The sequence below is a fragment of the Shewanella algidipiscicola genome (genome assembly GCF_900380485.1).
Taxonomy (GTDB): Bacteria; Pseudomonadota; Gammaproteobacteria; order Enterobacterales; family Shewanellaceae; genus Shewanella; species Shewanella algidipiscicola.
This window is the reverse complement of record NZ_OXJV01000018.1, coordinates 201,498-226,239: the sequence shown is the minus strand read 5'-3', so window position 1 is coordinate 226,239 and position 24,742 is coordinate 201,498. Positions and strand designations below refer to the sequence as shown.

22 protein-coding genes and 1 pseudogene are annotated in these 24,742 nt (G+C 48.5%); 11 read left to right on the top strand and 12 right to left on the bottom strand.

The window, feature by feature from the left end:
- Nucleotides 1-23: 23 nt before the first annotated feature.
- The 6 genes from DN599_RS14870 to DN599_RS14845 all read right to left on the bottom strand — a co-directional run bounded on the left by DN599_RS14870 (nucleotide 24) and on the right by DN599_RS14845 (nucleotide 5,762).
- Nucleotides 24-449: an ATP-dependent zinc protease family protein gene (locus tag DN599_RS14870; RefSeq protein ID WP_110458366.1), complete on the bottom strand. Its 426-nt coding sequence runs from the start codon at nucleotides 447-449 to the stop codon at nucleotides 24-26.
- Between the two features lie 47 nt (nucleotides 450-496).
- Nucleotides 497-1,522: a succinylglutamate desuccinylase/aspartoacylase family protein gene (locus DN599_RS14865; RefSeq protein ID WP_110458365.1), complete on the bottom strand. Its 1,026-nt coding sequence runs from the start codon at nucleotides 1,520-1,522 to the stop codon at nucleotides 497-499.
- Nucleotides 1,522-2,427: a 30S ribosomal protein S6--L-glutamate ligase gene (gene rimK, locus DN599_RS14860; RefSeq protein WP_110458364.1), complete on the bottom strand. Its 906-nt coding sequence runs from the start codon at nucleotides 2,425-2,427 to the stop codon at nucleotides 1,522-1,524. Before rimK ends, DN599_RS14865 begins: the two co-directional genes overlap by 1 nt.
- 454 nt (nucleotides 2,428-2,881) lie before the next feature.
- Entirely contained in the window at nucleotides 2,882-4,237 is a 1,356-nt protein-coding gene (gorA, locus tag DN599_RS14855) for a glutathione-disulfide reductase (RefSeq protein WP_110458363.1), read from the bottom strand.
- Nucleotides 4,238-4,377: 140 nt separating this feature from the next.
- Entirely contained in the window at nucleotides 4,378-4,887 is a 510-nt protein-coding gene (locus DN599_RS14850; RefSeq protein WP_110458362.1) for a hypothetical protein, read from the bottom strand.
- Between the two features lie 98 nt (nucleotides 4,888-4,985).
- Nucleotides 4,986-5,762, bottom strand: coding sequence for a hypothetical protein (locus tag DN599_RS14845; RefSeq protein WP_110458361.1), 777 nt, complete (start codon nucleotides 5,760-5,762; stop codon nucleotides 4,986-4,988).
- A 282-nt stretch (nucleotides 5,763-6,044) separates the two neighbouring features.
- On the opposite strand from DN599_RS14845, the gene prlC reads away from it, so the two are divergent.
- Both prlC and DN599_RS14835 read left to right on the top strand, forming a co-directional pair.
- A complete protein-coding gene (gene prlC, locus DN599_RS14840) occupies nucleotides 6,045-8,084 on the top strand; it encodes an oligopeptidase A (RefSeq protein WP_110458360.1) in 2,040 nt (679 codons plus the stop codon).
- A gap of 166 nt (nucleotides 8,085-8,250) precedes the next feature.
- Complete coding sequence (locus DN599_RS14835) at nucleotides 8,251-9,120, top strand: LysR family transcriptional regulator (RefSeq protein WP_110458359.1); 870 nt, start codon at nucleotides 8,251-8,253, stop codon at nucleotides 9,118-9,120.
- A gap of 57 nt (nucleotides 9,121-9,177) precedes the next feature.
- Here the strand turns inward: DN599_RS14835 and DN599_RS14830 are convergent, their stop codons facing one another.
- Complete coding sequence (locus DN599_RS14830; RefSeq protein WP_110458358.1) at nucleotides 9,178-10,794, bottom strand: AbgT family transporter; 1,617 nt, start codon at nucleotides 10,792-10,794, stop codon at nucleotides 9,178-9,180.
- 938 nt (nucleotides 10,795-11,732) lie between these two features.
- Between DN599_RS14830 and DN599_RS14825 the strand changes: the two genes are divergently transcribed.
- From DN599_RS14825 to DN599_RS14810, 4 genes are read left to right on the top strand one after another with little or no spacing between them, the layout of a single operon-like run.
- Complete coding sequence (locus DN599_RS14825; protein WP_110458357.1) at nucleotides 11,733-12,299, top strand: LemA family protein; 567 nt, start codon at nucleotides 11,733-11,735, stop codon at nucleotides 12,297-12,299.
- Nucleotides 12,300-12,335: 36 nt separating this feature from the next.
- The gene (locus DN599_RS14820; protein ID WP_110458356.1) at nucleotides 12,336-13,346 is read left to right on the top strand and encodes a DUF3137 domain-containing protein; all 1,011 of its coding nucleotides are present in this window, start codon (nucleotides 12,336-12,338) and stop codon (nucleotides 13,344-13,346) included.
- Nucleotides 13,346-14,071: a lytic transglycosylase domain-containing protein gene (locus tag DN599_RS14815; protein WP_110458355.1), complete on the top strand. Its 726-nt coding sequence runs from the start codon at nucleotides 13,346-13,348 to the stop codon at nucleotides 14,069-14,071. Before DN599_RS14820 ends, DN599_RS14815 begins: the two co-directional genes overlap by 1 nt.
- Nucleotides 14,072-14,076: 5 nt before the next feature.
- Complete coding sequence (locus DN599_RS14810) at nucleotides 14,077-14,439, top strand: nuclear transport factor 2 family protein (protein WP_110458354.1); 363 nt, start codon at nucleotides 14,077-14,079, stop codon at nucleotides 14,437-14,439.
- 149 nt (nucleotides 14,440-14,588) lie between these two features.
- On the opposite strand, the gene DN599_RS14805 is transcribed toward DN599_RS14810, so the two are convergent.
- Nucleotides 14,589-15,374: a TOBE domain-containing protein gene (locus DN599_RS14805; protein WP_110458353.1), complete on the bottom strand. Its 786-nt coding sequence runs from the start codon at nucleotides 15,372-15,374 to the stop codon at nucleotides 14,589-14,591.
- Nucleotides 15,375-15,578: 204 nt separating this feature from the next.
- Between DN599_RS14805 and modA the strand changes: the two genes are divergently transcribed.
- Genes modA through tsaA form a run of 4 tightly spaced genes read left to right on the top strand, consistent with a single transcriptional unit; the run spans nucleotide 15,579 to nucleotide 18,631 of the window.
- Nucleotides 15,579-16,328, top strand: coding sequence for a molybdate ABC transporter substrate-binding protein (gene modA / locus DN599_RS14800; RefSeq protein ID WP_420820877.1), 750 nt, complete (start codon nucleotides 15,579-15,581; stop codon nucleotides 16,326-16,328).
- Nucleotides 16,328-17,020 (top strand): molybdate ABC transporter permease subunit, encoded by a 693-nt coding sequence (gene modB / locus DN599_RS14795; protein ID WP_110458471.1) that lies wholly within the window; start codon nucleotides 16,328-16,330, stop codon nucleotides 17,018-17,020. Before modA ends, modB begins: the two co-directional genes overlap by 1 nt.
- Nucleotides 17,014-18,102 carry a molybdenum ABC transporter ATP-binding protein ModC gene (modC, locus tag DN599_RS14790; protein WP_110458351.1) on the top strand — a complete coding sequence of 363 codons (1,089 nt, stop codon included), beginning with the start codon at nucleotides 17,014-17,016 and terminating at the stop codon, nucleotides 18,100-18,102. The genes modB and modC overlap by 7 nt, the downstream gene beginning before the upstream one ends.
- A gap of 55 nt (nucleotides 18,103-18,157) precedes the next feature.
- Nucleotides 18,158-18,631: a tRNA (N6-threonylcarbamoyladenosine(37)-N6)-methyltransferase TrmO gene (tsaA, locus tag DN599_RS14785; RefSeq protein WP_110458350.1), complete on the top strand. Its 474-nt coding sequence runs from the start codon at nucleotides 18,158-18,160 to the stop codon at nucleotides 18,629-18,631.
- Nucleotides 18,632-18,806: 175 nt separating this feature from the next.
- On the opposite strand, the gene DN599_RS14780 is transcribed toward tsaA, so the two are convergent.
- The 3 genes from DN599_RS14780 to DN599_RS14770 all read right to left on the bottom strand — a co-directional run bounded on the left by DN599_RS14780 (nucleotide 18,807) and on the right by DN599_RS14770 (nucleotide 23,401).
- The gene (locus DN599_RS14780) at nucleotides 18,807-19,646 is read right to left on the bottom strand and encodes a 23S rRNA (adenine(2030)-N(6))-methyltransferase RlmJ (protein ID WP_110458349.1); all 840 of its coding nucleotides are present in this window, start codon (nucleotides 19,644-19,646) and stop codon (nucleotides 18,807-18,809) included.
- A 60-nt stretch (nucleotides 19,647-19,706) separates the two neighbouring features.
- A complete protein-coding gene (locus DN599_RS14775) occupies nucleotides 19,707-20,948 on the bottom strand; it encodes a winged helix-turn-helix domain-containing protein (RefSeq protein ID WP_110458348.1) in 1,242 nt (413 codons plus the stop codon).
- 161 nt (nucleotides 20,949-21,109) lie between these two features.
- A complete protein-coding gene (locus DN599_RS14770; RefSeq protein ID WP_110458347.1) occupies nucleotides 21,110-23,401 on the bottom strand; it encodes an OmcA/MtrC family decaheme c-type cytochrome in 2,292 nt (763 codons plus the stop codon).
- Nucleotides 23,402-23,714: 313 nt separating this feature from the next.
- On the opposite strand from DN599_RS14770, the gene DN599_RS14765 reads away from it, so the two are divergent.
- Nucleotides 23,715-24,464, top strand: coding sequence for a class I SAM-dependent methyltransferase (locus tag DN599_RS14765; protein WP_239473327.1), 750 nt, complete (start codon nucleotides 23,715-23,717; stop codon nucleotides 24,462-24,464).
- A 125-nt stretch (nucleotides 24,465-24,589) separates the two neighbouring features.
- Here DN599_RS14765 and DN599_RS14760 read toward each other — a convergent pair.
- A pseudogene (locus DN599_RS14760) lies at nucleotides 24,590-24,742 on the bottom strand (ISAs1 family transposase); the annotation flags it as partial.

The following is a 24,742-nucleotide window of genomic DNA, read 5'->3' as shown; positions in this document are numbered from 1 at the left end:
CGCGATATTAACGATTGATTCGGTTAGCAGTTAAGTAAAAAGCTCTGCGCCGGATCAACCAACACACGATCGCCCATCCCTTCGCGACCAAGCAGCATCAAATAGGTCATATCCTGACGATTACTTAATGTCAGTTCGATAGGCCATTGATGATCACCCAATTGCAGTGTCGTCTGGATAACACAACGCTGCTCAACTTCACCATTAGAGGATTTTATCCGGCGAGAGTCATGCATTGGCGCCTTACAGTGTACCGTCTGCTCCAAATTATATACATCGGGATGCAGATCGAATTCGACATAAGGACGGCCGCCTACTTTAACACGTTTTAGGTTGTCGACGTGTAGTGATGATGTCTTAGCCCCCGTATCGATACGCACCTGCAGATCGCTAATACCTAGGTCTGGCAGGTGGCAGATTTCTAAATTTCCGATAATGATTTTTTTCATGTTTTTTTATCCCTAACAAGATAACGTTAACCCGCTATGATGAGCGTTTATATGACGGGCGTGGCGATAGGGGTGATCTGCTCATTCATGATCTCGATATGCTCAACCACTTCATCGGCAGCACTGCCAAAATAGGCGATATGAAACATAGCATCCCCCTCTAAAACCAAGGGAATATTTTGCTTACCTATGACGATGCCGGCGCGATTAGAGGTCACCTGCTGGATCAATTCGCCCATAGGGTTGTTGATTTCAGCCAACACCTCACCCTCTTCAACATAGGCGCCTAGCTTGGCAAATTCACACACAAAACCACTGGCGGCGGCGCGCGTCCAGTCGCTACGGTTGGCCACAAAGGGGGCTATTTTCTGCCGTAAGCGGCGTTTACGCATCACGCCCAAAGAGGACAATACATTGAGTATGCCTCTGACCCCAGTTTGAATCGATAACTCATCAAAGCGTAAGGCTTCGCCAGCCTCATACAATAACACTCGCGCGCCATTATTAACCGCCGCTTCGCGCAGGGAGCCATCACGCACGTTGGCATTGAGTAGAACTGGCACACCAAAGGCTTGCGCCAAGGTTAATGTTTCGCCATCGTCTAAATTTGCTCTAATTTGCGGCAAGTTAGAGCGATGTATCGCGCCAGTGTGCAGGTCAATACCATAATCACAGTGGCGCACTATGCTATTGATAAAGGTGTAAGCCACTCGCCCCGCCAGCGAGCCTTTTTTCGATCCCGGAAAGCTGCGGTTAAGGTCGCGCCTGTCCGGCATATAACGGCTCTGGTTTAACACGCCATACACATTGACCATAGGCACTAAAATGAGCGTGCCTTTAGTGAGTTTGATATTCAGTTGCAGCAAGCGGCGGATGATCTCAATACCATTGAGCTCATCACCATGCACGGCCGCACTAATAAATACCTTAGGCCCTGGCTTTTTGCCCCGCATCACATGCACTGGCATCGACACTTGGGTATCGGTGTACAGGCTAGCGACGGGCAGTTGCAGCTGACGCTGCTCGCCAGGGAGAATATCCACTCCGCCAATGTGTAAGGCTGAGTTATCCATTACCCTTTACCACGTGTTTTGTTGGCATTGGGTTTGGCATTTTTTTCGATAAAGGCGTAAATCAGCCCAGCAACATCTTTTTCGGTCGCCTGTTCGATGCCTTCTAATCCAGGCGATGAGTTAACTTCCATTACCACAGGGCCATGATTAGATTGCAAAATATCTACACCACACAGATTAAGTCCCATGGCCTTAGCTGCATTGAGTGCCGTGGCGCGCTCCTCTTTACTTAACTTCACCAGTTGCGCTACACCGCCGCGGTGCAGATTTGAGCGAAACTCGCCTTCGGCCGCTTGGCGTTTCATGGCGGCAACGACTTTATCGCCCACCACAAAACAACGTATATCAGCGCCGCCCGCTTCTTTAATAAACTCTTGTACTAAAATGTTGGCTTTAAGCCCCATAAAGGCTTCAATTACACTTTCGGCAGCCTTAGTGGTTTCGGCCAATACCACGCCAATACCTTGGGTGCCTTCAAGCAGCTTAATGACCAGGGGTGCGCCGCCGACATTTTTAATCAAATCTTTGATTTTATCGGGTTTGCTAGCAAATCCAGTACGCGGTAGACCAATGCCTTTACGCGAGAGTAACTGCAATGAACGCAGTTTGTCGCGTGAGCGGCTGATGGCAACCGATTCGTTAACGCAAAATGTGCCCATCATCTCAAATTGACGCACCACGGCAGTACCGTAAAAAGTGATCGACGAGCCAATACGTGGGATCACCGCATCATATTGAGGTAATACTTTACCCATGTAACGTACGGTCGGGTTGCTGCTGGTGATATCCATATAGCAATGCAGCGTGTCGATAATATCGACCTCATGGCCACGAGCTTCTCCGGCTTCTTTTAGGCGACGAGTTGAATAAAGGTTTTCGTTTCTAGACAAAATTGCGATGCGCATACCTAGTTTCCTTAATAGCGACCTTAGGCTACCTAAGGTATAAAAAATTCCTACTTAGATCAGCAGGTAAGAATAAAATGTATTGTAATGATGGCATGTTAACCAAACAGTAACACATTTAACCATTAGCAGGATTATTGCCGTTGATTAAATATAGCGATAAATCACCCAATCGGATTAATCTTGCTGCAATTGCTTTGTTTATCATTCGATTGTTTGCTGTTACTGCTTAAAAATAAGGACGCGACATTAGGGCCAAAGTCGTAAGCTGCAAAGCTAATTATTTTTGTCGTCACAACAAGGTTTTTTTGCTTGTTAGCTTAACGGCTTGTAGGAAGGTGTCGGTGCTCGGCTTATCCTAACCAGAGCGCGGCGCAATAAAAAAGGTTATGCCCTCGAGGGCATAACCTTTTAACCACTAGCCATGGATTAATCGATGCTTAGCCTTAGCCTATCAGCGCATCGTCACAAATTCCTCGGCGCCGGTGGGGTGAATGGCAACCACTGCGTCGAAATCGGCCTTGGTGGCACCCATCTTCATGGCGACGCCAAATCCTTGCAGTATTTCATCCATGCCATAACCTATGCCATGAATACCTACGACTTTTTCATTGTCGCCAGCGCAGATAAGCTTCATTTTACAGGCTTGGCGATGAGCGGTGACGGCGGTATACATAGAGGTAAAGCTTGAGGTGTACACTTTGACATTGGCTTCACCGAACTGTGCGGTAGCTTCTGGCTCTGTGAGCCCCATGGTGCCGATAGCGGGATGGCTAAAGACCACGGTTGGGATCAAGCTGTAATCCATTTTCGCCTCTGTCATGCCATTAAACAGGCGCTCAGATAACAAACGTCCCGCTTTAACCGCCACAGGCGTTAATTCGACGCCGCCTTCGATAATATCGCCGACGCAGTAAATGCCTTTCGCTGTGGTATTTTGCTGTGCATCGACCACGACATAGCCCTTATCGTTTAGGGTGACGTCAGTGTGTTCTAGGCCTATTTTATCGGTCGATGGTTTACGGCCAATAGCCCAAATAAGGGTGTCGACCTCATATTGCTCGCCGTTTTCTAAGGTGAGCGTAAGGCTGTTGTCGGCATTTTTGACCACAGATTGAGGCACACTATGGGTGTGCAGGCTTGGGCCGTTACTGGCCATGCTTTCCATTAAGGCTTCGCTTAGCATAGGGTCGAAGTTGCGCAGTGGTGCGTGTTTACGCACAAACAGATGGGTCTCGCTACCCAGTGCATGCAGCACGCCCGCCACTTCTACGGCAATATAACCCGCGCCCACTACGGCCACGCGTTTAGGTTGTTCGTTGAGGGCGAAGAAACCATCAGAGTCGATACCATATTGGGCGCCCGGAATATTTGGGATGGTCGGTGCGCCGCCCGTTGCGATAAGGATATGGTCGGCACTGTAATGCTCGCCATTGACTTCGATGGTGTTGTTATTGACGAAGCGGCCATAGCCGCGCACTAAGGTAACGCCATTATTTTCAAGGCCGCGGTCGTATGAGCCGTGGATGCGTTTGATATAGGCTTCGCGGCTTTCGACTAGTTTGCTCCAATCGAACTTATTGACTGCCACATCGAAGCCATAATCTTTGGCATACAAGTGCATGGCTTCGGCGACCTGAGCGCCATACCACATGACTTTTTTAGGTACACAGCCTACGTTGACACAGGTGCCACCAAGGGCTTTTGCTTCTATCAACAGTACTTTAGCGCCACGCATTGCAGCGCGGTTTGCCGAGGCGATACCACCACTGCCTGCGCCTAAACAGATATAGTCAAAGTGTTGAGCCATCATTATCTCCAAATTCGAACGATTGCATATTGCGGTCATTGTAGGGGCAAACTGTCTGGCAAACCAGTGGCGTTTTTGGCTTTATGCAAAGACCATATAGTGAGTAAGTGCTTTGGCTTGATGGTATTAATAGGCTGAGATTAGCGTTTGTATTGGCACTTTTGGTAGTCGCTCACAGAGGGACCCTCGGCGCCGCATTTCATGCAATCCCATTCGCTCTTGCGGATGTTAAGCTCATCTCGATGAAAGCCAAACTCGGGTTTAGATTGTGACTGTAATTTACGTTTTAATTGGTTCATGCGTTGATGCAGCCAACGACAACTAGGATCATCGGCTACCAGTTGCCTCTGCGCGGTGCGTCGACGATTATCTTTTTTGGGCTTTTTACGGGCCTCACGGTGCTGGGATTTAGGTTGCTTAGTGGTTGGCAGATCTTGGGCGCGATAATGCAGCGCACTGCGGTGCTGGCCTGGGATCACGATAGGGTTGCCTTCGCTGTCTAATGCACTGTCTGCAGGCAAGGTGATAGGTGTGCTTGCTGGTGGCGTTGTGGGCTGGAGCGGTTTTAATGGTTCGCCTGCTTGGGCTAGGCCGTCAATGGCGTTGAGTATCACAAAGGTGAGTATGGCGCAGCGGATAACATTAGGCATTCCTTGTCCCTCATGGTTACTAAAGGCGTTCCTTGCCTTTATGTCAGCTTTAAAACTAGTTGAGATTAGCCTAGGGCGCAATATGCGCTAAGTGAATGCTATAAGCTCCAATTGAGGTGCAAGCCGGCAAAGGTGTGATCTAAGTTGCCGCTATGTGGGCCAACTTGGTGTTTAATATCTTGCTGGGCCAAGGTGTGGCTAATATGGCTCGACAGGGTCAGTTGTGGGCTGAGTTGATACTGGATTTCGACGCCTAACTGTAAGTGGTTACGGCCATTATGTGCTTCAGTCACATATTGAACATCAAAGCCTTGGGTGACATAAGGGGTGATGGTCAGTTGCGGTGAAAGCGCCCACTCACTGTGAAGGCTGGCTTCAACAAAATAACCGGCGGCTGCGGTTGAGTAGGTATAGGCAATAGAGGGGGTGAGCCAGCCAATATGGGTGTAGCTGAGCGAGGCAAACAGCTCATTATCAGCGCACTCTTCATCACCATAGACTTGGATGCGCTGGTAGCCTAGTGAGCCATCAAAGCGATCACCAAGAGGCAAGGCGTATTCTAGACCGAGATTCCACTCGATATAGGCCATGCTATCGGCGCGCCCAACTGTGCTATACAAGGTGATATCTTGCTGTTGCCAAGCGGCAGTTGCCCAGTAAATGCCCCCTTCGTTTAAATTATTACGGCCCTGGGAGATATATTGACTGTCCCAGGCTAAGTCGATGATAGCGTTATGGGGAGAGGGCTCGTGGGTGATGATATTGTTAATATGTAAATCATCGACGCTGCCAGAGGAGGCCATCTCTGTCGCGAGCAGAGGCGTGCCGATAGTCATCAAGACTGCGGTGATCAACGGAGTCGTCAAGCGGTTCATGTTACCGATTAGCCTAAACAGAGCGAGAATGGGGCGAATAATAACGCTACCAAAACTAAAGACAAATGATAATAAGTTGTATTTGAGAGCGGCTTATCAATTATGCTTTTAGGCGTGGTGAGTTAACGCTTTTTCAAACGAGATCACAATATAGATGTGTGTCGGCTGCTAGGGAGCGAGTGTGGTGCGCCTTTTTGTATGCGTTTTGCTCCCGCGGCTTGAATCACGCGCCCATCGCCCATATCTAGTGAAGTATATCTGTCGATTTTTAGAGGAAATAACATGAGCAATCCTTTGCTAAGCAAAGCGGAATTACCGCTTTTTTCGCATATTAAACCTGAGCATATTCAGCCAGCCGTCGAGCATGGGATTGAACAGTGTCGTCGTAAAATCGATGAAGTATTGGCCTCTGGTGGCCCATATACCTGGGATAATTTTGTTGCGCCGCTAGAGCAAGTCGATGATGAGCTCAGCCAAATTTGGTCGCCAATATCGCATATGAATGCGGTGTTAAGCACCGACGAATGGCGCGCTGCCCATGATGCTTGCTTGCCGCTGTTGTCTGAATACGGCACCTATGTCGGCCAGCATCAAGGCCTGTATCAGGCGTATAAATCACTTAAGGAATCGCCGGAATTTGCTAACTTGAGTCAGGCGCAGCAAACCAGTATCGAGCATAGCCTGCGTGATTTTGAGTTGTCAGGCGTAGGATTGAGCGATGATGATAAACAACAATATGGCAAATTGGTTAAGCGTTTATCTGAGCTAACCAGTCGCTTCTCTAATCAGCTGCTCGATGCGACGCAGGCGTGGAGCAAATTGATCACCGATGAGACCGAGCTTGCCGGCCTGCCAGAGTCGGCCATTGCTGCCGCCCAAGCCATGGCAGAAGCCAAAGGGCAACAGGGCTGGTTATTTACCTTAGATTACCCCTCTTATCTGCCTGTGATGACTTACAGCGATAACCGTCAACTGCGCCAAGAGTGCTATACCGCGTTTGTCACGCGGGCATCGGATCAAGGCCAGAATGCCGGTGAATTTGATAACGGCCCGCTGATGGATGAGATCCTGGCGTTACGCCACGAGCTAGCACAGCTGCTGGGCTTTAACAGCTATGCCGAAAAGTCGCTGGCCACCAAGATGGCGCAGTCGCCACAACAGGTGATCGACTTCTTAGAAGAGTTGGCAACACGCTCAAAAGCCCAAGGTGAAGCCGAATTAGCCGAATTGACAGAGTTTGCTAAGCAGCAGTATGGCGTGAGCGAGCTCGCACCCTGGGATCTCACCTATTACGCTGAAAAACTTAAGCACCACAGATATGAGATATCACAGGAGTTGTTGCGCCCCTATTTTCCTGAAGACCGCGTGCTGTCTGGGCTGTTCTATACCGTCTCGCGTTTGTTTGGTTTAACCGTTGAAGAGCAAACCGAATTTGATACTTGGCATAACGATGTGCGTTTTTTCACCATAAACGATGCGCAAGGCCAGCACAGGGGCAGCTTTTACTTAGATCTGTATGCCAGAGAAGGTAAACGTGGCGGCGCTTGGATGAATGATTGTCGTGTACGACGTCAAACTGCTAATGGTTTGCAGCATCCGGTGGCCTTTTTAACGTGTAACTTTAACGCCCCTGTGGCGGGTAAGCCTGCGCTGTTTACCCACGATGAAGTGACGACCCTGTTCCACGAGTTTGGCCATGGTATTCACCATATGTTGACTCAAATTGATGTGGCCGGAGTGTCCGGGATCAACGGAGTACCTTGGGATGCGGTGGAGTTGCCGAGTCAATTTATGGAAAACTGGTGTTACGAAGAGGAAGCCTTAGCCCAAATTTCAGGTCATTTTGAAACGGGTGAGCCACTGCCTAAGGCGCTGCTCGATAAAATGCTGGCGGCGAAAAACTTCCAATCGGGCATGATGATGTTACGTCAGTTGGAGTTTTCGCTGTTTGATTTTCGTTTGCACCATGAGTATGACCCGCAAGTGGGGGCGCAAATTCAAGCCAAACTCGATGAGGTTAGACGCCAAGTGGCCGTGGTACCCACAGCCGACTTTAACCGCTTTCAACATGGTTTTGCGCATATTTTTGCGGGAGGCTATGCAGCAGGTTACTACAGCTACAAGTGGGCCGAAGTGCTATCGGCCGATGCGTTTTCTCGTTTCGAGGAGGAGGGGATCTTCAATGCGGCAACCGGACGTAGCTTTTTAGAAAACATCTTAGAGATGGGCGGCAGCTTAGAGCCAATGACCTTATTTAAACGTTTTATGGGCCGCGAACCCAAGATTGACGCCCTATTGAGACATTCGGGCATTAAAGCATAATATCAATGTGTTAGATAAAAGTGCCAACCTTTACGGGTTGGCATTTTTGTATCAGACATTCAAGGTGTAGGCGCGCTCTATTGCAAGGCGACATTGAGGCGTAGCTTACAAATTACGCCAAATAATGTAAGGTTATCAACATCTGAAAACTTGATTACATTTTGTGATGATAAACCCCATCTGGCTACGAAGTTTTTGCACCTTGGTGGAATTAGGGCATTTCACCCGTACCGCCGAGCGCTTGCACATGACTCAATCTGGCGTCAGCCAGCATGTGCGTAAATTAGAAGAGCAGCTGGACACACAGTTGTTAGTGCGTGAGGGCAAGCAGTTTTCACTGACCGACGCAGGGCAAACTCTCTACCAACAGGGGGGCGGCATATTGCAGGCGCTGCAGCAGCTGCAACAGGCTGTTCGCCAAGACCCTCCCTTTGCGGGCGTAGTGCGGGTTACGTCGCCCGGTAGCATGGGGTTAAAGCTGTATGCCGATCTACTCGATTTACAGCAGCAGCATCCTCAGCTGGTGCTCGATTATCGCTTTACCTCTAACTCAGGGGTTGAGCAGGCAATTGCCCAATTCGATAGTGATATTGGCTTAATGACACGGCAACCGACCTTAAGCGAAGTACACAGTCACAAGGTGGGGCAGGAGTCATTACTACTGGTGACGCCAGCGCAGTCGCCCTCGTTAACTTGGGCAAGCTTAACCCAGTTGGGGTTTATCGATCATCCCGATGGCGCGCACCATGCCAGTTTGTTGTTAGGTGCCAATTATCCTGAGTTTGAATACAGTGAGCCCTTGTCAACGCGCGGCTTTTCTAACCAGATAAGCCAGATCCTCGAGCCGGTGAGTCGTGGCTTAGGCTTTACCGTGTTGCCAGCCTATGCGGTTGACGCGTTTACGCGGCCTGAGCTAATAAAGGTGCATGCTTTATCTGTCCCCGTGAGCGAGCCTATCTATTTGTGTTACACACGAAAGTCGGCATTACCACAGCGGGTGTTGTCGGTGATAGATGTGATAAAAACACTCTTGTGAGCGTATGATAACAACACGCCGGATGGGCTCCGGCGTGTTGGTCTACAGGCTGAGCCATTAAGGCGTATAGTAGGTCGCCGCACCTGGGCCAACGGGTAAGCCTAAGGCAAATACCCAGATAAAGAAGAAGCAGGTCCACCCAATAAAAAACACGATAGAGTAAGGCAACATGGTGGCGACTAAGGTGCCTATGCCTAAGTTTTTCTTATACTGAGAGGCAACTGCCAAGATAAGCCCGAAATAGCTCATCATAGGGGTAATAAGATTAGTGACCGAATCGCCTATTCGGTAAGCCGCCTGAATGGTTTCAGGGGCATAACCAACCAACATTAACATAGGCACAAAAATCGGAGCGGTCACCGCCCACTGCGCCGATGCGCTGCCCAGCATCAGGTTGATAAACCCACACATCATAATAAACAGCAAAAATACCAGCGGTCCAGTAAGACCAACGGCATTTAAGGCATCGGCCCCAGTAACCGCCAATACAGCACCTAGATTGGTCCATTTAAAAAAGGCCACAAATTGCGAGGCAAAAAACACCAGCACAATATACATGCCCATGGTGCTCATGCTGTGAGACATGGCGTCAATCACATCTTTGTCGCGCTTCATGGTGCCCACCACCTTGCCGTATACCAAGCCCGGAATGGCAAAGCAGATAAAGATAAAGGCGACGATCCCTTTAAGGAAAGGCGACCCTGCCACTAAGCCTGTTTCAGGGTGACGCAGTGGCTCGTTTTCCGGCACTATGGTCAAGGCTAAGATGGCACCTAGCACCACAGTGGTGATGGCTGCGGCCTTAAGACCACGTTTTTCTACTGCGCTGACGCCATCCATTTTTTGTGCGCCTAGGTCGATACTGGCTTCGCTAGCATCGTATTTCCCCAGTTTAGGTTCGACAATTTTTTCGGTGACGAATGCCCCTAAAGCGGTGATCACAAAAGTCGACACAAACATGAAATACCAATTCACCTCTGGGCCAACTAAATACTCAGGATCAATCATCTGCGCCGCGGCTTCAGTGATGCCCGACAACAAGGGATCGACCGTCCCCAGCAACAGGTTGGCACTATAACCGCCAGATACCCCAGCAAATGCGGCAGCAAGTCCGGCCAAAGGGTGACGGCCTAAGGAGTGAAAAATCAAGGCCGCCATAGGGATAAGCACCACATAACCCAGCTCGGAAGCGGTATTTGACACGATACCGGCAAACACTATGGTTAAGGTAACTAAGCGCTTTGAAGCCCCCATGACCAGTGAACGCATGGCCGCCGATAGCAGCCCTGAACGCTCTGCAATGCCCACCCCAAGCAAGGCCACCAATACAGTACCCAGCGGAGTAAAGCCAGTAAAGTTCGTCACCAGATTCGAGACTATCATTCGCAAACCTTCGCCATTCATTAAGCTGACGACATGGATCAAGCCATCGGCACTGCGTCCTGGTGCACCTTCTGGGCGGGGATCTGTGACTGTGAGTTCAAAATAGCCAGCAATACCACTAATGACGATGACGGCGAGGCAGAATAGAGCAAATAAAGTGATGGGATGGGGGAGTAAATTACCAAGGCGTTCGACGATATTTAAAAAACGGACAAATAATCCGCTTTGCTGCAATGGCTGTTCGGTAGCCGTTGTACGACTCTCTAAGTCATCTTGTTGATCAAGACTCATGTACTTTCCTTCATTATGGACATCTTTGTGCCCTAAGTTGTTATTTTGTTATGTTTGGTGTCGCAATGTTTCTATGATGAAGCAAGACTTTTAACTGAAACTTAAATCGGTAGGTGATGGGGTGCGGGCGTATAGATAAAAAAAGGCCCGCTCTTTGGGGATGCGGGCTAAAAAGTGATGATTGCCCCTTGCCAACGGAGGTGGTGTTGGGGGAATTAAAGCATAACGCGTTAATCCTGTATCTAAGCTGAATAAGCAACAAATGAACTTAATGCCCCTCGCGGCAAAAGCTGACTCTCGCCATGTACGGCGTTTATCTTGTGGTGAGAGTTTTGCTGTGCTGGTGCGATGCATTTCGGGCAAAAAAATCCCTTACATTGGGGAAGGTAAGGGATAAAAGCTGTGATTAACCCACAAGGTCAAGTGAGGTCAATGACAATGACTATAGCGCCTACATACTGTACCTAAGCTGAACCGCTATAAGGTTATTGGCAGCGCTTGGTAGCAACAAAAACAGAGCCGAGAGAGACTGGTCGTTAAACTGGCGTTTAGGTGTCGCCCAGCAATGCCATTTCACATCGCGATCGTCATCGATATCTCTTCACATTAGTTATTGTTTATTAAAGGTTATATTTATCCGGATAGGGTTTACTTAAGATTTTTGTTGATTTGATGTTAAATTAGGGCGGTAGGCTGGATAATCTCGGGTTTAGGTAGTAACGTAGTGCGTATTTAGTCATGCTTGATTGCAAATGGTTTAAATAAGTATCAGTTTGATATTGTATGGTCTGTTGATTAATCGCTGGCAATATAACATCGACTGGTGAAGGTGATGCCTGCTGCTATTGCACCGTGTCTGCTGGTTGGAATGATAATAGTGCAGGCTGATTAAAGATGAGTAAAACATAATATGCCAGGACGATGGCAAGGGAGAGTGAATGGAAGGTTTATTGTTAGCATTAGGGATAGTGGTCATTATTGTCTACCTTTGGTACGTCAGCCTGATCAAAAAACGCAATGCGTCACGCGAGGCATTATCGGGCATCGATGTACAATTGAAGAAACGGGCTAACTTAGTACCCAATATCCTCAAGATCGCTAAAAAGTTTATGGAGCATGAGCAGTCATTATTAACCGAGCTGACCGAGCTGCGCACGCAAGTGACTGCAGGTTATGACAACAATGATCCCCAAGCGATTAAACAGCATCTCGCTAAGGCTGAACAACTTAATACTAAGATGGGCCAATTAATGGTGAATGTTGAAAACTACCCAGAGCTCAAATCGGACAATACTATGCTGCAAGCTATGCAGACGTATAACGAGGTGGAAGAACATATTTCGGCGGCTCGCCGTTTCTATAATGCTGCTGTGTCTGAGCTAAATACCGCGGTTGAAGTCTTCCCCGGCTCAATCATTGCGTCTATGGCTAATGTTAAAGTGATGCCATTTTATGAAGCCGATGAGGCCTCGAAAGCGCCAGTGGATGCCGCCGATTATTTGTAATCAATTCCGATAACGACCTAGCATTAGATCACAAAGATGAACGTATTTAGCTTTATTTTTGGTGCGCCGATAAAATCGGTGCACCAGTCCCAGCGTTTAGTCGCGCCCAAAGAGGAACTCGCTCAGTTTAAGGCGCATTATCAGCAACATATCGAGCCATTAACGCGCAAGTTTGAGAGTCATCGCGTCGTCAGTCTTACGTCATTAAGGCGGCGACTCTATATCAGCGCGGCTGTAATGGCAGCATTAGTACCAGTGGGACTTTTCTTTGGGGCGCAGCACTATAACCTGGAGGCTTGGTGGCTATTATTGCTACCGATAGTGGTGCTAGCATGGTGGTGTTATAGACCGATAAGTCGCTACCACAGTGATGTAAAGCAACAGGTTTTTCCTAAAATATTTAAATATTTTGGTGATGATTTTATCTTTAGCCCTAGCCAAAAAATGAGTATGCCATTACTCAAGCGCTCTAAACTCCTGCCCGGTCATGACAACGCCTTGTTTGATGATTATGTGCAGGGCACGCATAACGGGGTCGAGATCGCCGTCAATGAGCTGACCCTCACTAAAAAAGTACGTCGTGATAAACGCACTGAAACTGTGACTGTGTTTCGCGGTGTCATGGTATTGCTGAGCAGTCATAAGGCATTTAAGGGCCATACTGTGGTGGTTAAAAACCGTGGAGGCTTGGTTAACTTCCTGTCAAGTTCCTTTAAAAACCTTGAGCGGGTTAAGCTTGAAGATCCCCGTTTTGAGCAGCAGTTTGATGTGTTTTCTTCTAATCAAATCGAAGCAAGATATCTGCTGACGGTCAGCTTTATGGAGCGCTTACAGGAATTGGCTGCGATGTTTTCGGGCAGAATACAGTGCGCTTTTTATGAAAATAAGCTACTGATCATGTTGGAGAGTAATGAAAATCGCTTCGAATTAGGCTCGATATTTAACGGGGCAACATTTGAACATGAGTTTAGTCAAATAAACCGCGAGATGAAGCAGCTGTTTGCTATGATTGAGGTACTTAAACTCGATCAAGATATTGGATTGTAATGAAACGTGCGCCTTGGGGTTTGCCACTTTTAGCTTGTTATGCCGTGTTATCGTTACTGACAGCGAGTGCGGGGGGATGGGCGCAGGAGACTGCCAGTAAACCCTATTACAAGGCGGCCTATTCGAAACCGGGGATCCTCAGTCATAGTGATGCGCCGGTTACTATCGACACTCCCGCGGAGAAGATTAAGGTTTATCAATACACGCAGAATAATGGGGTGGTAGCGTTTGCTGATCATGCTCCTGGCAGTAGCGATTTTAGGGTGCTGCTGTACGACTGTTTTGCCTGCCAGAGCGACTCAACATTAGACTGGCAAAGAATCCCCCTGTTTAGTGCCGATTACGATGAGTTGATTGAGCGCGCCGCAAGCGAACATGGGCTTGATCCGGCCTTGATTCGAGCGGTAATTCATGCCGAGTCAGCCTTTAATGTCTTTGCCTTGTCACGCAGTGGCGCCATGGGGTTGATGCAGCTAATGCCAGCGACAGCCAAAGAGCTGGGTGTGAATAACCCTTACCGTCCGGACCAAAATATCGACGGTGGGGCGCGCTATTTGGCTCAGATGTTAGCTAGATTCGATGGCGATATTGATCTTGCCTGCGCCGCCTATAATGCAGGGCCGACGACCGTTAGCCAATATCAAGGTATTCCGCCATATCCGGAAACCCGAGCCTATGTCAAAAGGGTCAAAATTTTACTTAAGCGCTATCAACAACTCGGGTAACGACCATGTTAAAACAGTCGATTATTGAACTCGAATTCGCCCTACTTAACCCCGAAGTTCGCCATAGTGCATCGACACTCGATCGCTTGATCCACGATGATTTTTTAGAGATAGGTGCCATGGGGATAAGTTTTGGCAAAACCGAGGTGTTGTTGCGGCTGCCCGAAGAAAACAGCCCTAAATTTACCGTGATCGATATTCAGTTTCGTCAGCTAAGTGAGGATATCGCTCAGCTGACATACCGCGCCAGCTTTAAACCAATCAATGCACTGGATAAACGTTACTCGCTGCGCACATCACTGTGGAAGTATGCCGTCGATCGCTGGCAGATAATCTATCATCAAGGCACCCCCTGCCAACCCTTTTAATGGTTAACCATATGTTTTGGCTTGTCGCCAATAATCAAAGTGATTTAAGTCGTCCAGATTTTATGTAAATTTTTGATATTTATTTTCTTTCTATTTTAATAAGGTGCCTTGATAGGCCCATTTAACCTTGAGTCGTTAAGTTTGGCTCGTTAGCTCATGCTAGCAATGATCACTTGTTCAGGTTTAAAGACGCCGTAGAGCCGTTGACCTTGGCTCAGTTTAATCTCATCGGCTCGTTGGCGGGTTATTGAAGCGTAGAGCGGCTCAGGTGTGCCAATATCTAGGCTCACTTCGAAAGAATTGCCATTGGTTTTTATTGCGATGACTTCACCCTCGAGTTGGTTGTCGCTGCTCGACACCACAAAAGTAGTCGATAAATCAACCAGAGGTGCCTTGAACAATAGCAATACAGATTGAGCCATGGTCAAACCAAGTCGGCAAGTACTGCTATGAGTCACAGTGGCAAAGACCGTTTGGCCTGCTGAGGTCTTAAGCGTGATTCTGTCATTGAGTTCACAAGACTCAATAGCACAGATCTTGGCGCTTATCTGGTTTCTGGCGCTAGTTTTTAATGAAAAATGCGCCATGACATCGAGCAGGCTTTGCATTGGCACCTGCTGATCGAGTAGCGCCTCTAACACCATCTCCTGCATCTGTTCGGTTAGGGCGTAAACCTGTACTAACCGTTCTCCAAAAGGGGTTAAACGAGCACCACCGCCCCCTTTGCCGCCTTTTTCACTGACGACCACAGCATCCGACAGGCGATGATTCATGTCATTAACGGCATCCCACGCGGCTTTGTAGCTTAGCCCCGCTAGCTTAGCCCCTTGGCTAATAGATCCTGTTACGTCGATCTGCTTTAACAGCTTGATTCGTTTAGGGTTAGCTACTGCTTTATCGGCAATAGACAGGGTTAACTGTGCTTGTAAATCCATTGGGTATCACCACTAGAGAACTAGGAGGTAATTGTCGCCTATTCGCCGACAAAAGACTACTTAGCTCACCTTCTTTGCGTAGATTACTTGTCATTCGATATGTAACCCTGTATATATCGGTTTCGTTGTATATTTAACTACATATCGATTGGTATTAGGAGCATTGAAATGAGCGTTAACAAGTATTGGTCAGGTTTAAAGTTGATGGCCAGCGGCATGGTGGTTGTCGCGGCCAGTTTTACCTGTGTTGCCCAAGAGAAAGTCACCGTGTTTGCGGCCGCCTCGCTAACGAATGCACTGACCGAGGTGGGGCAAAAGTTTGATCAGCAAAATGATACTCAGACAGTGTTTTCTTTTGCCTCGTCATCGACACTGGCACGCCAGATAGCCCAAGGCGCCCCTGCGCAGGTTTACCTGTCAGCTAATCAAAAATGGATGGACTACCTTATTGATAATGACGCGGTAAATACTGAGTCTAAGGTCACTCTGCTAAAAAACAGTTTAGTGTTGATCGCGCCTAGCAGCGCCAACTCAGCCCCTATTAATATCGATGCCAAGTGGCCACTCGTAGAAAGCTTACAAGGCGGTAGACTGGCGGTGGGCGATCCCGATCATGTACCGGCAGGACGCTATGCTAAGCAGGCATTAAGCTATCTACATTTATGGTCGCAAGCCGAGCCACTGCTGGCTCGTGCCAATAGCGTGCGCGGTGCGTTAGCTCTGGTTGAGCGCGCAGAAGCGCCCTTGGGCATAGTGTATGCGACAGATGCATCACAGTCTGATGCCGTGGCCTTAGTGGGCACCTTCCCAGCAGATAGCCATAAGCCGATAGAATACCCATTGGCTTTGGTGGATAAGCAGCCTAGCGCTGGCGCTAACGCTTTTTATCACTATCTACAATCACCCGCAGCGAAAGCCATTTTTAGTCAATATGGATTCAAGGTTGCACAGTGATATTGACAGAATATGAGACCGCCGCGCTATTACTCAGTCTCAAAGTCTCTGGAGTGGCAGTGCTATTTAGCCTGCCCTTGGGCATTGGCTGTGCTTGGCTCTTAGCGCGCGTGGAGTTTCCGGGTAAGGCCTTGTTTGACAGCGTCATTCACCTGCCGTTGGTGTTACCGCCTGTGGTTATCGGTTATCTACTGTTGATCTCTATGGGGCGTAAAGGGGTTATTGGTGAGCGTCTTTTTGAATGGTTTGGTATCAGTTTTAGCTTCAATTGGCGCGGCGCTGCATTGGCGGCCGCCATTGTCTCTTTTCCGTTAATGGTGCGGGCGATTCGTCAGGCGTTTGAGCATGTCGACGTGCGGCTAGAGCAGGCCGCCAGAACCCTAGGAAGTAGTCCCTTAAGGGTATTTATGACCATAACTTTGCCTCTAACGGCGCCGGGGATCATCTCTGGCATGGTACTGGCTTTCGCTCGCAGCCTAGGGGAGTTTGGCTCAACCATTACCTTCGTCTCTAATATTCCAGGAGAGACTCGCACTATTCCACTGGCGATGTACTCATTTATCGAGACCCCCGGCGCCGAGAGTCAGGCGGCTCGGCTGTGTGTTATCGCCATTATTATTGCGTTACTGTCATTGATCATCTCTCAATGGTTGACGCAAAAAGCGCAGCGGCGAGTATCGGCAACATGTTAACTATCAATATTAATAAACAGCTGGGCGATCTATCTCTCGCGGTAGCGGCGCAGCTTCCCATGAGCGGAATTACGGCAATCTTTGGTCGTAGTGGTGCAGGAAAAACCTCGTTAATCAATGTACTTGGTGGCTTGTCGACACCCGATAGCGGCGAGATATGCTTAAACAATCAGACGCTATTTAGTCGGCAGCAGGGTATCAATCTGCCGCCAGAGCGGCGTGGTATCGGCTATGTTTTTCAAGAGGCGCGCTTATTTCCCCATTACAGTGTGCGCGGCAATCTTAATTATGGTTGCCGTGACAAAGATGTGGCCCATTTTACCAAGGTGGTGCAGTTGTTGGGGCTAGCGCCACTGTTAAAACGTTATCCCCTTGGACTCTCGGGCGGTGAAAAGCAGCGGGTGGCGATTGGCCGTGCGCTGCTGACCAAGCCTAAGATGTTATTGATGGATGAACCATTGGCTTCGCTCGATCTGCCACGTAAACGGGAACTCATTCCTTACTTAATCGATTTAGCGAAAAATTTAGACTTACCTATCGTGTATGTTAGCCACAGCCTAGATGAGATTTTGCAACTGGCCGAGCATATGTTGGTGTTGGAAAATGGACGAGTGATCGCCAAAGGCTCATTGCAACAAGTATGGAATAGTGAGCAGATGCGACCTTGGTTATCGGCGCAAGAACAAAGTTCGCTGTTAGAGGTGAGCGTTGCCGAAGTCAACCAAAACTACTCGATGACTCGGGTCACCCTGAGCGATGATGTGAGCCTGTGGGTGAACAGCGTCTCGTTGCAATGCGGCGCAAAACTTCGGGTACGAATTCATGCTAATCATATCTCCTTGTGTCGCATTCGGCCGCAGCAGACCAGTATTCGCAATATCGTGCCCGTTAGCGTAATTGAGGTGCAGCAGCGCGATGAGGATAACCACAGGCAAGTTAAATTGGATCTGGCGGGGCATACATTATGGGCTAATGTGACGTGTTGGGCCTGTGATGACTTAGCCATAAAGCCAGGTCTGTCGCTGTTTGCCCAAATAAAAGGCGTTAGTATGACCGCAGCCGATTTGGCGCAGTCCCACTAATTAAACTGACATGATCCGCGATGATGGATAAGACAGGAGCCGAGAAGAGAGCATTATGATCACATATTCCCCAATAGGTTATGCCAAGACGCCCTTCAAACAGATAGAAAATGTGCCAGTGCAGGGTGCCGGCATATCTCAAGATATTGCCGAGCTTATCATCAATGAAGAGTATGTTGAGGGGTTAGATGATCTCGAAGAATTTTCGCATATCTATGTGGTGTTTCATATCCATAAAGCGGCCGGTTATAAGCTTAAGGTGACTCCGTTTCTAGATGATCAGCCGCGGGGTATTTTTGCTACGCGCTCACCCAAGCGTCCCAACGCGATTGGCCTGTCGATTGTCGAGATTGTTCGCATTGAAGCTAACCGTATTGTTGTGCGCGGAGTGGATCTATTAGACGCTACCCCCATTTTGGATATCAAACCCTATATTCAATCCTTTGATAACATTAAACAGACCAAAGATGGCTGGTATGAGCAAGGACTAGACCCGCTTACCGTACGCTCTGATAAGCGATTTGCATAAGAGTCGGATAATCTAAGTGGGGTATCGACTAGGGGCGCAGCGCTGATGCTCTAAGTCATGGGCGTAGCTCAGCGATAAGCTGATATCGGTAGATGCAAATTTGTATTTAGAGCGTGAGCGTAAAGGTGATAGAACACGCCCGGTGGTGTGCTCTATCGCTATGATGGCTTAGGGATTATTCACCCACTTCCCAGATGACTTGCGTACTGCCGCCACCTTGGTTTAGCAATGGGCCAAGATAATCGAGTGTGGTTTGCGCCAGCTCATCGAGCTGCCACGGCGGGTTAATGACCCATAGACCGGCGGCTGTCATGCCAAACTCATCGCTGTCGGCCTTAATGGCTTGTTCGATACGCAGCTGACGACGGATACCACTTTGCTTTAATAACTCAAACATCGACTCGGTTTGTGCACGATTCACCACGGGATACCAGATCATGTACACGCCAGTAGCGAAGCGTTTATGGGCCTGAATCACCGCCTTGGCCACCTCTTGATAATCGCTTTTCATCTCATAGCTAGGATCGATTAATACCACAGCGCGGCGCTCCAGTGGCGGCACAGCAGCTATCAAACCTTGCAGACCATCACCCTTAATCACCTTGATTTTTTTATCTGCGCCTAATTGCTCATCTAGGGTCAGAAAGTCGGCGCTATGCAGTTCATGCAGCACCATACGATCGTTTTCACGTAGGTTCATATCGACAAACGAGGGTGAGCCTGGGTATAACTCAAGATCAGCAGTACCGTTAAAATGCTTAACATCGTTGATGTAATCTTGCAGCGGCGGTGGCAGGTCGTCCTTGTCCCACAATTTAGCCACACCAGCTAAGTACTCACCGGTTTTTTGCGCAAACTCATCCGAAAGGGCATAACCACCGGCACCCGCATGGGTATCGATATACACCATAGGTTTATTTTTCTTATGCATCAACTTAAGGGTTTGCAGCAACAGGCTGTGCTTAAGCACATCTGCATAATTTCCGGCGTGGTAACCGTGGCGATAACTTAGCATGAAAGATCTTAATCGGTGGTGAGTCATTGGAGCATCATTATATACAACTCCGCAGGGGGATCATAATTGCAAGGTATGGCGCTGCATCCAGACTAAGTTATCTCCCGCCAATGGCAATTGCCATATCGCCGTGCCGTCGTCTTGATAGAGTCGATAAAACGTCAGTGCTTTTTGAGTGAGATGCTGTTTACGCAGGGCTAAGTAGATGCGTTGCGCTGTGTCTGTTAGCGCAGTAGGTGACGATAACTCGGTGTTATTGATACTGATGTCATAACGTTCGACGCGGCGTTGCGGCCAGGTTTCGCTGCTGCGACTAAAGTGACCACGGATCTCGTAACGAGTGGGTGTTGAATAACAATCTTCGTCTGTTATGCATGCTGCAAAATAAAAAATACCCTGATCGGCTGATATTTCGACTAAAGAGATGCGAATATCGCTGCGAACCAAGCGGTTATCTTGCACCGAAAAATAGAGATCCCCATGATACATCTGTTCTTTAAGTTGGCCTTGATGTTGCTGCAACTCAGGGATGGCTAATTTGTTATAGGTTTTTTGCTCCATTCTAATTTTAGTGCTCATGAAATCTGACAGGGCTAAGTGTCCGGCACGCTCGGCATCGCCGCTAATATTGATCAGTTGGTTGCCTGGGCATTGACCCTCTTGGTAGTTGGGGCATATTGCAATACTGTCACGGTTGGCGCTGAACAGGGCTAAGCCATGAAAGGTGTTAAATGGTGGCGGCGAGCTGGGCTGGTCAAGCAGTTGCTGATGCAAGCGTTGTGTGGCCATATCGTTGTCAATGGTGTTGTCACCAACCGAGGTTAATAGCGTAAAGCTCCCCTGAACACCACTTAATGTACTGATTAACCCCCGTTCTTGATAGGCGTGTAGTTGTGGTTGCTGCTGAGTATAAGCCAGATAGCCCAGTATCACGCTACACAGTAATGCCACCGCCAATAGCATAGGGATAGAGGGTCTCGCCAAAGGCTTAGTGACTGAAGGCTGGTGAGGTAGCTGTAACAGATAACCATGGCGTGGAACCGTTTTGAGCTCTATGTTTGGCTGATCGGCGAGTTTTTTGCGCAACATACTAATGCATTGTTGTAGTGAAGACGGTGCGACCACACGATTTGGCCACCCGACCTGCATGAGCGCGTCTTTGGTCACAAGCTCACCTTGCTGGCTCAGCAATTGCTGCAGTATGGCTGTCTCGGCATAGCTAAGATCAATACAGGAGAACGTATGGCGATTGTATAATTGTTGCTGCGCAACGTTTAGTCTCAACTCTGGGGTTAATTGCACGGAAACTCTCTACAGGGGCTCACCTTCACAGTATAAGGCGGTGAGGATTAACGAGGAAATGTTTACTTTTGAAGTATGATCAAGCTCAGTGTTTCATGGGTTAATGCCGCCCAGCGTGTAACGTTGAGCGGCATTAATTTCCTTGCAGGGAAAGCTGAACGTTACAAGTTATGCACCTGTTTTAGGTTGTCTATCGAGTGACAAACGGCGCAAGACTCAACCTGCAGCTCGTTAGCGCTTACCCCAAAACGGCCGCCGTTTTGTTCCATATGAGCACGCACTGACTTGTTAATGACCATTTCACCGTCACTATTTGGCTGTTTAGCGTGGCAGGCATAACAGGTAGCAGACACTGGTGAGGTATAAGCATCGACGCTGATATCCGTTGCGGGGTGGGCTCTCGAGTCAGGGTTGTAGTCTAAATCGAGTGCCAGTGGGCGGCCGATAGCCGTTAAGCGATCAACGCCGAAGGTATCACCTTCGTGGCAGCGATAACAGTTTGCTTTATCAGCAGGATATTCGACGTTGCGCACACCGTTAGCACGATCTTGTGTCACGCGTTGGTTGGTATGCAGCGAGTGCATCCACACTTTGTGATCAGGATGGCTAACGGTGAGCTGCTCAATATAATCCCAATCGCTAGGTTTGGTATGCATTTCACGGATCGCCTGCGTCGGTGGTGTGTTTGGGTTGTGGCAAGCCAAACAGGGATCGACGATATCTGCAGTAGAGCTTAAGAAGCCCGGTTTACCTTTAACAGCCATAGCCCGCGGCTTAAACGGACGTAAGTGTTCACCTAATTCGTCATGGTCGTGACCAGAGAAGCAAGTCGTGTCGGCCAGCTCTTTGTTGATATCGGTGACTTGTGCATGACAACCGCGACAGGCCAGTTCAGAGTTATCATTAAACTCATCATAGCCATGACAGCTACCGCAGGTCTTATTTGACACTATGGCTGGGCGCTTAGCCTCTGGCGCATCGGTTAAGCCTGCTTTGTTAAAGAACCAACGTTTATTGGCCTCGGCATTTTTACTGTGTCCAGCTTGATCGCAGCTCACTAAGTTTTGTTGCTCATCAAAACAGTAGATAAGGCGATTAGAGATAAAGCCAGAATCATCAATCAAGTCACCCGAGAATTGGTCTTGCGTGACAATAGGCCCCATTAAATAAGTATAAACATTACCTTCGCTGCGATATAGCGGCGTACGTTCACGTTCACCTGCTGGGGTATTACCGCTACCATCTTGGGTAATGTCTTTCTTGTTACTTTTAACATAAATGGTGTAACCCCGGCTGCTGGTAAAATCGACAGATGCGCCCCAATTGACATACAGCTGCAGGTTTTTAATCCAATCGGCATTGGCTGGGTTATTGTCGGTGATCGCGATTTCTTGTCCCTGCTTGTCGAGCAAGGCAAAGCTAATTTCAGCAAAGTGTTGACCACCTTGCTGCACTAATTTGGCGTCGCGCAGATCGACATTGACAATATTGCGCTGATCTTCAGTGACCGCTTTTTCATGGTTGCCCATATGCACCTCGTAGGTGCGATCTGGCGCATGGCAGGTTAAGCAGTTGCTGTTATCGAGTTGCGAGTCGTGATTGTACACCTCATTGCTGCTCATATCGTGACAGCTAGAGCAGGTTTCACGGGTAGGGACTTGGTACCAATTAATGGCCTGTGGCTGTTGCTCGCTTACTGTTTTGCTGTGGCAAGCGGTGCAGCTACCTAGAGCTTGTGGCGTCACGCCAATGTGAGCGGTATGAGCGAGTACCGGCCATACTTTGCCCGGATCTGACATCTTATTATTGGTGTGACAACTGGCGCAGCTTTCGAGGTTATCGCCGCCATGTTTAATGTCTGCAATCGCATCGTGACAGTTTAAGCAGTTCGCCGCATCTATGATGCTGCGATTGTCCTCAATGTCGGAACCGTCGGTGTTGAAATCGACAATTGTCGTGGTGGCGGGGACAGCCGCACTCGCGAGAATATTCAGTTGAACTCGCTGGGTGAAATCGTCATTAAAGCTGGTCTCACCTTGGGCTAATGGTGCGTGCATGGTATAGCGGTAACTGCCATCGAGATTATCGACGAGTATCCCGTCACAACCTTTAGTCTCAGAGCAGCTTTCGCTGGCCAGCGTTTGCCACTGGGAGCGTTCACCTTCTGCTTGGGGCTGTAATTGGCTAGCGTAAACTTTTAATGCCGCAATTTTTATCACTGGCACGGCATATTCGTTTTCTGCCGAAAAGTCGATGCTCAGTCGGTTATCGATCACACTGGTATTGTCGATAGTGATCGACAGGGTATTGGCTTGTGTGCTGACGTTATTTGACGGTTTCCCGTTTTCACCTGGCTTGCCATCTTCGCCATCGGAACAGGCGACAAGGCCCAGAGATAAACTACTTATCAGAGTTAAGTAGCCTAGCTTTTTAAGTCGTATGGTTTTCATCATTTCTCATCTCACTTTGGTCTTTATAAGCGTCGTGATTATGGTTCGCGACTGCGGCAAAAGTGTGCCTGAATCTGGAAGCCGACAATGTGAACAGCTAGTTGTTTACCCATATATTCAGGATTTTGAGAGGGTTTTTAGTTTTTTTTAGTTTTTTTTAGACATTATCAGCGTCAGGCGTATTGCGATGAAGAAATGGATTTCTTACCCAGTAGTATCTTTGCTTTTATAAGGCATCATGCCTCTGGCATAATAAAGCCGCTATTTCCTTAACCATCGAGCTATCGTGACTTCAGAATCAGACCAAGCCCCAAGTATCGGCGTGTTTTTCAATCGCCATTATCCGACCCTCGAAGCCATTTGTGAGCGCTGGGGGCTGGTGTTTGATAAGGACTCCTTGTTTGAGTTGGTATTTGAGCATGATTGTCTCGTGCTCAATAAGCGCGATGAACCCAAGTTAAAAGGGATAGTGGTAGATTTTGTTTCTGGCGCTGCTGCTCATCGTCGTAAGTTTGGTGGTGGCCGTGGTCAATCAATCGCCAAAGCCGTTGGGCTTAAACAGGGCGTGACGCCGAGTGTGGTCGATGGTACCGCAGGTCTTGGGCGTGATGCCTTTGTGCTGGCAAGCCTGGGTTGCAGTGTGACTATGATTGAACGTAACCCTGTGGTCGCGGCGCTACTCGAAGATGGTTTACGCCGTGCCTATCAAGATGCCGATATTGGCCCGTGGATACAAGAACGCATGCATTTAGTGCATGGTTCAAGTTTAACGACTTTGGCAGAGTTAGGGTACCAGGTGGATGTTGTCTACCTTGACCCCATGTATCCCCACCGTGAAAAATCGGCCTTAGTGAAAAAAGAGATGCGGGTGTTTCAATCTTTAGTTGGCGCCGATCTCGATGCCGACGGTTTGCTTGCTCCTGCGATGGCCTTAGCCACCAAACGGGTGGTGGTTAAACGCCCCGACTACGCCGAGGACTTAGACGGCGTCAAACCTAGCACGGTTATCGCCACCAAGAAAAACCGCTTCGATGTCTACGTCAAGGCGGCCATGAAAAGTACTTAATATGCAAGGCATTAGGAGCATACAGATAAGTTGTCGCTGAACCCATCCCCCAATAAAGAATAGAGGAACAACATAAATCAGCCGCTTGGTGAAAGGTATGTGCCTTTTGCTAGACGCTTACAGTTATCCTCTTTAAAAACAACATCTAAAATGTAATGTTGGCTATTTTCAATTCGCCAATGCTGTCGAATATAGTGCCCTAACAATTTGTGATTCGGAGACAAGGAACTTATGTAATACGAGGTATCTACGGTGCCTTTTCCGTTGGTTACTTGATG

Bases quoted from the DNA above. Each gene is read 5' to 3' on its own strand.
- DN599_RS14870 (WP_110458366.1), bottom strand. From the start codon at position 449: ATGAAAAAAATCATTATCGGAAATTTAGAAATCTGCCACCTGCCAGAC.
- DN599_RS14865 (WP_110458365.1), bottom strand. From the start codon at position 1,522: ATGGATAACTCAGCCTTACACATTGGCGGAGTGGATATTCTCCCTGGC.
- rimK (WP_110458364.1), bottom strand. From the start codon at position 2,427: ATGCGCATCGCAATTTTGTCTAGAAACGAAAACCTTTATTCAACTCGT.
- gorA (WP_110458363.1), bottom strand. From the start codon at position 4,237: ATGGCTCAACACTTTGACTATATCTGTTTAGGCGCAGGCAGTGGTGGT.
- DN599_RS14850 (WP_110458362.1), bottom strand. From the start codon at position 4,887: ATGCCTAATGTTATCCGCTGCGCCATACTCACCTTTGTGATACTCAAC.
- DN599_RS14845 (WP_110458361.1), bottom strand. From the start codon at position 5,762: ATGAACCGCTTGACGACTCCGTTGATCACCGCAGTCTTGATGACTATC.
- prlC (WP_110458360.1), top strand. From the start codon at position 6,045: ATGAGCAATCCTTTGCTAAGCAAAGCGGAATTACCGCTTTTTTCGCAT.
- DN599_RS14835 (WP_110458359.1), top strand. From the start codon at position 8,251: ATGATAAACCCCATCTGGCTACGAAGTTTTTGCACCTTGGTGGAATTA.
- DN599_RS14830 (WP_110458358.1), bottom strand. From the start codon at position 10,794: ATGAGTCTTGATCAACAAGATGACTTAGAGAGTCGTACAACGGCTACC.
- DN599_RS14825 (WP_110458357.1), top strand. From the start codon at position 11,733: ATGGAAGGTTTATTGTTAGCATTAGGGATAGTGGTCATTATTGTCTAC.
- DN599_RS14820 (WP_110458356.1), top strand. From the start codon at position 12,336: ATGAACGTATTTAGCTTTATTTTTGGTGCGCCGATAAAATCGGTGCAC.
- DN599_RS14815 (WP_110458355.1), top strand. From the start codon at position 13,346: ATGAAACGTGCGCCTTGGGGTTTGCCACTTTTAGCTTGTTATGCCGTG.
- DN599_RS14810 (WP_110458354.1), top strand. From the start codon at position 14,077: ATGTTAAAACAGTCGATTATTGAACTCGAATTCGCCCTACTTAACCCC.
- DN599_RS14805 (WP_110458353.1), bottom strand. From the start codon at position 15,374: ATGGATTTACAAGCACAGTTAACCCTGTCTATTGCCGATAAAGCAGTA.
- modA (WP_420820877.1), top strand. From the start codon at position 15,579: ATGGCCAGCGGCATGGTGGTTGTCGCGGCCAGTTTTACCTGTGTTGCC.
- modC (WP_110458351.1), top strand. From the start codon at position 17,014: ATGTTAACTATCAATATTAATAAACAGCTGGGCGATCTATCTCTCGCG.
- tsaA (WP_110458350.1), top strand. From the start codon at position 18,158: ATGATCACATATTCCCCAATAGGTTATGCCAAGACGCCCTTCAAACAG.
- DN599_RS14780 (WP_110458349.1), bottom strand. From the start codon at position 19,646: ATGCTAAGTTATCGCCACGGTTACCACGCCGGAAATTATGCAGATGTG.
- DN599_RS14770 (WP_110458347.1), bottom strand. From the start codon at position 23,401: ATGATGAAAACCATACGACTTAAAAAGCTAGGCTACTTAACTCTGATA.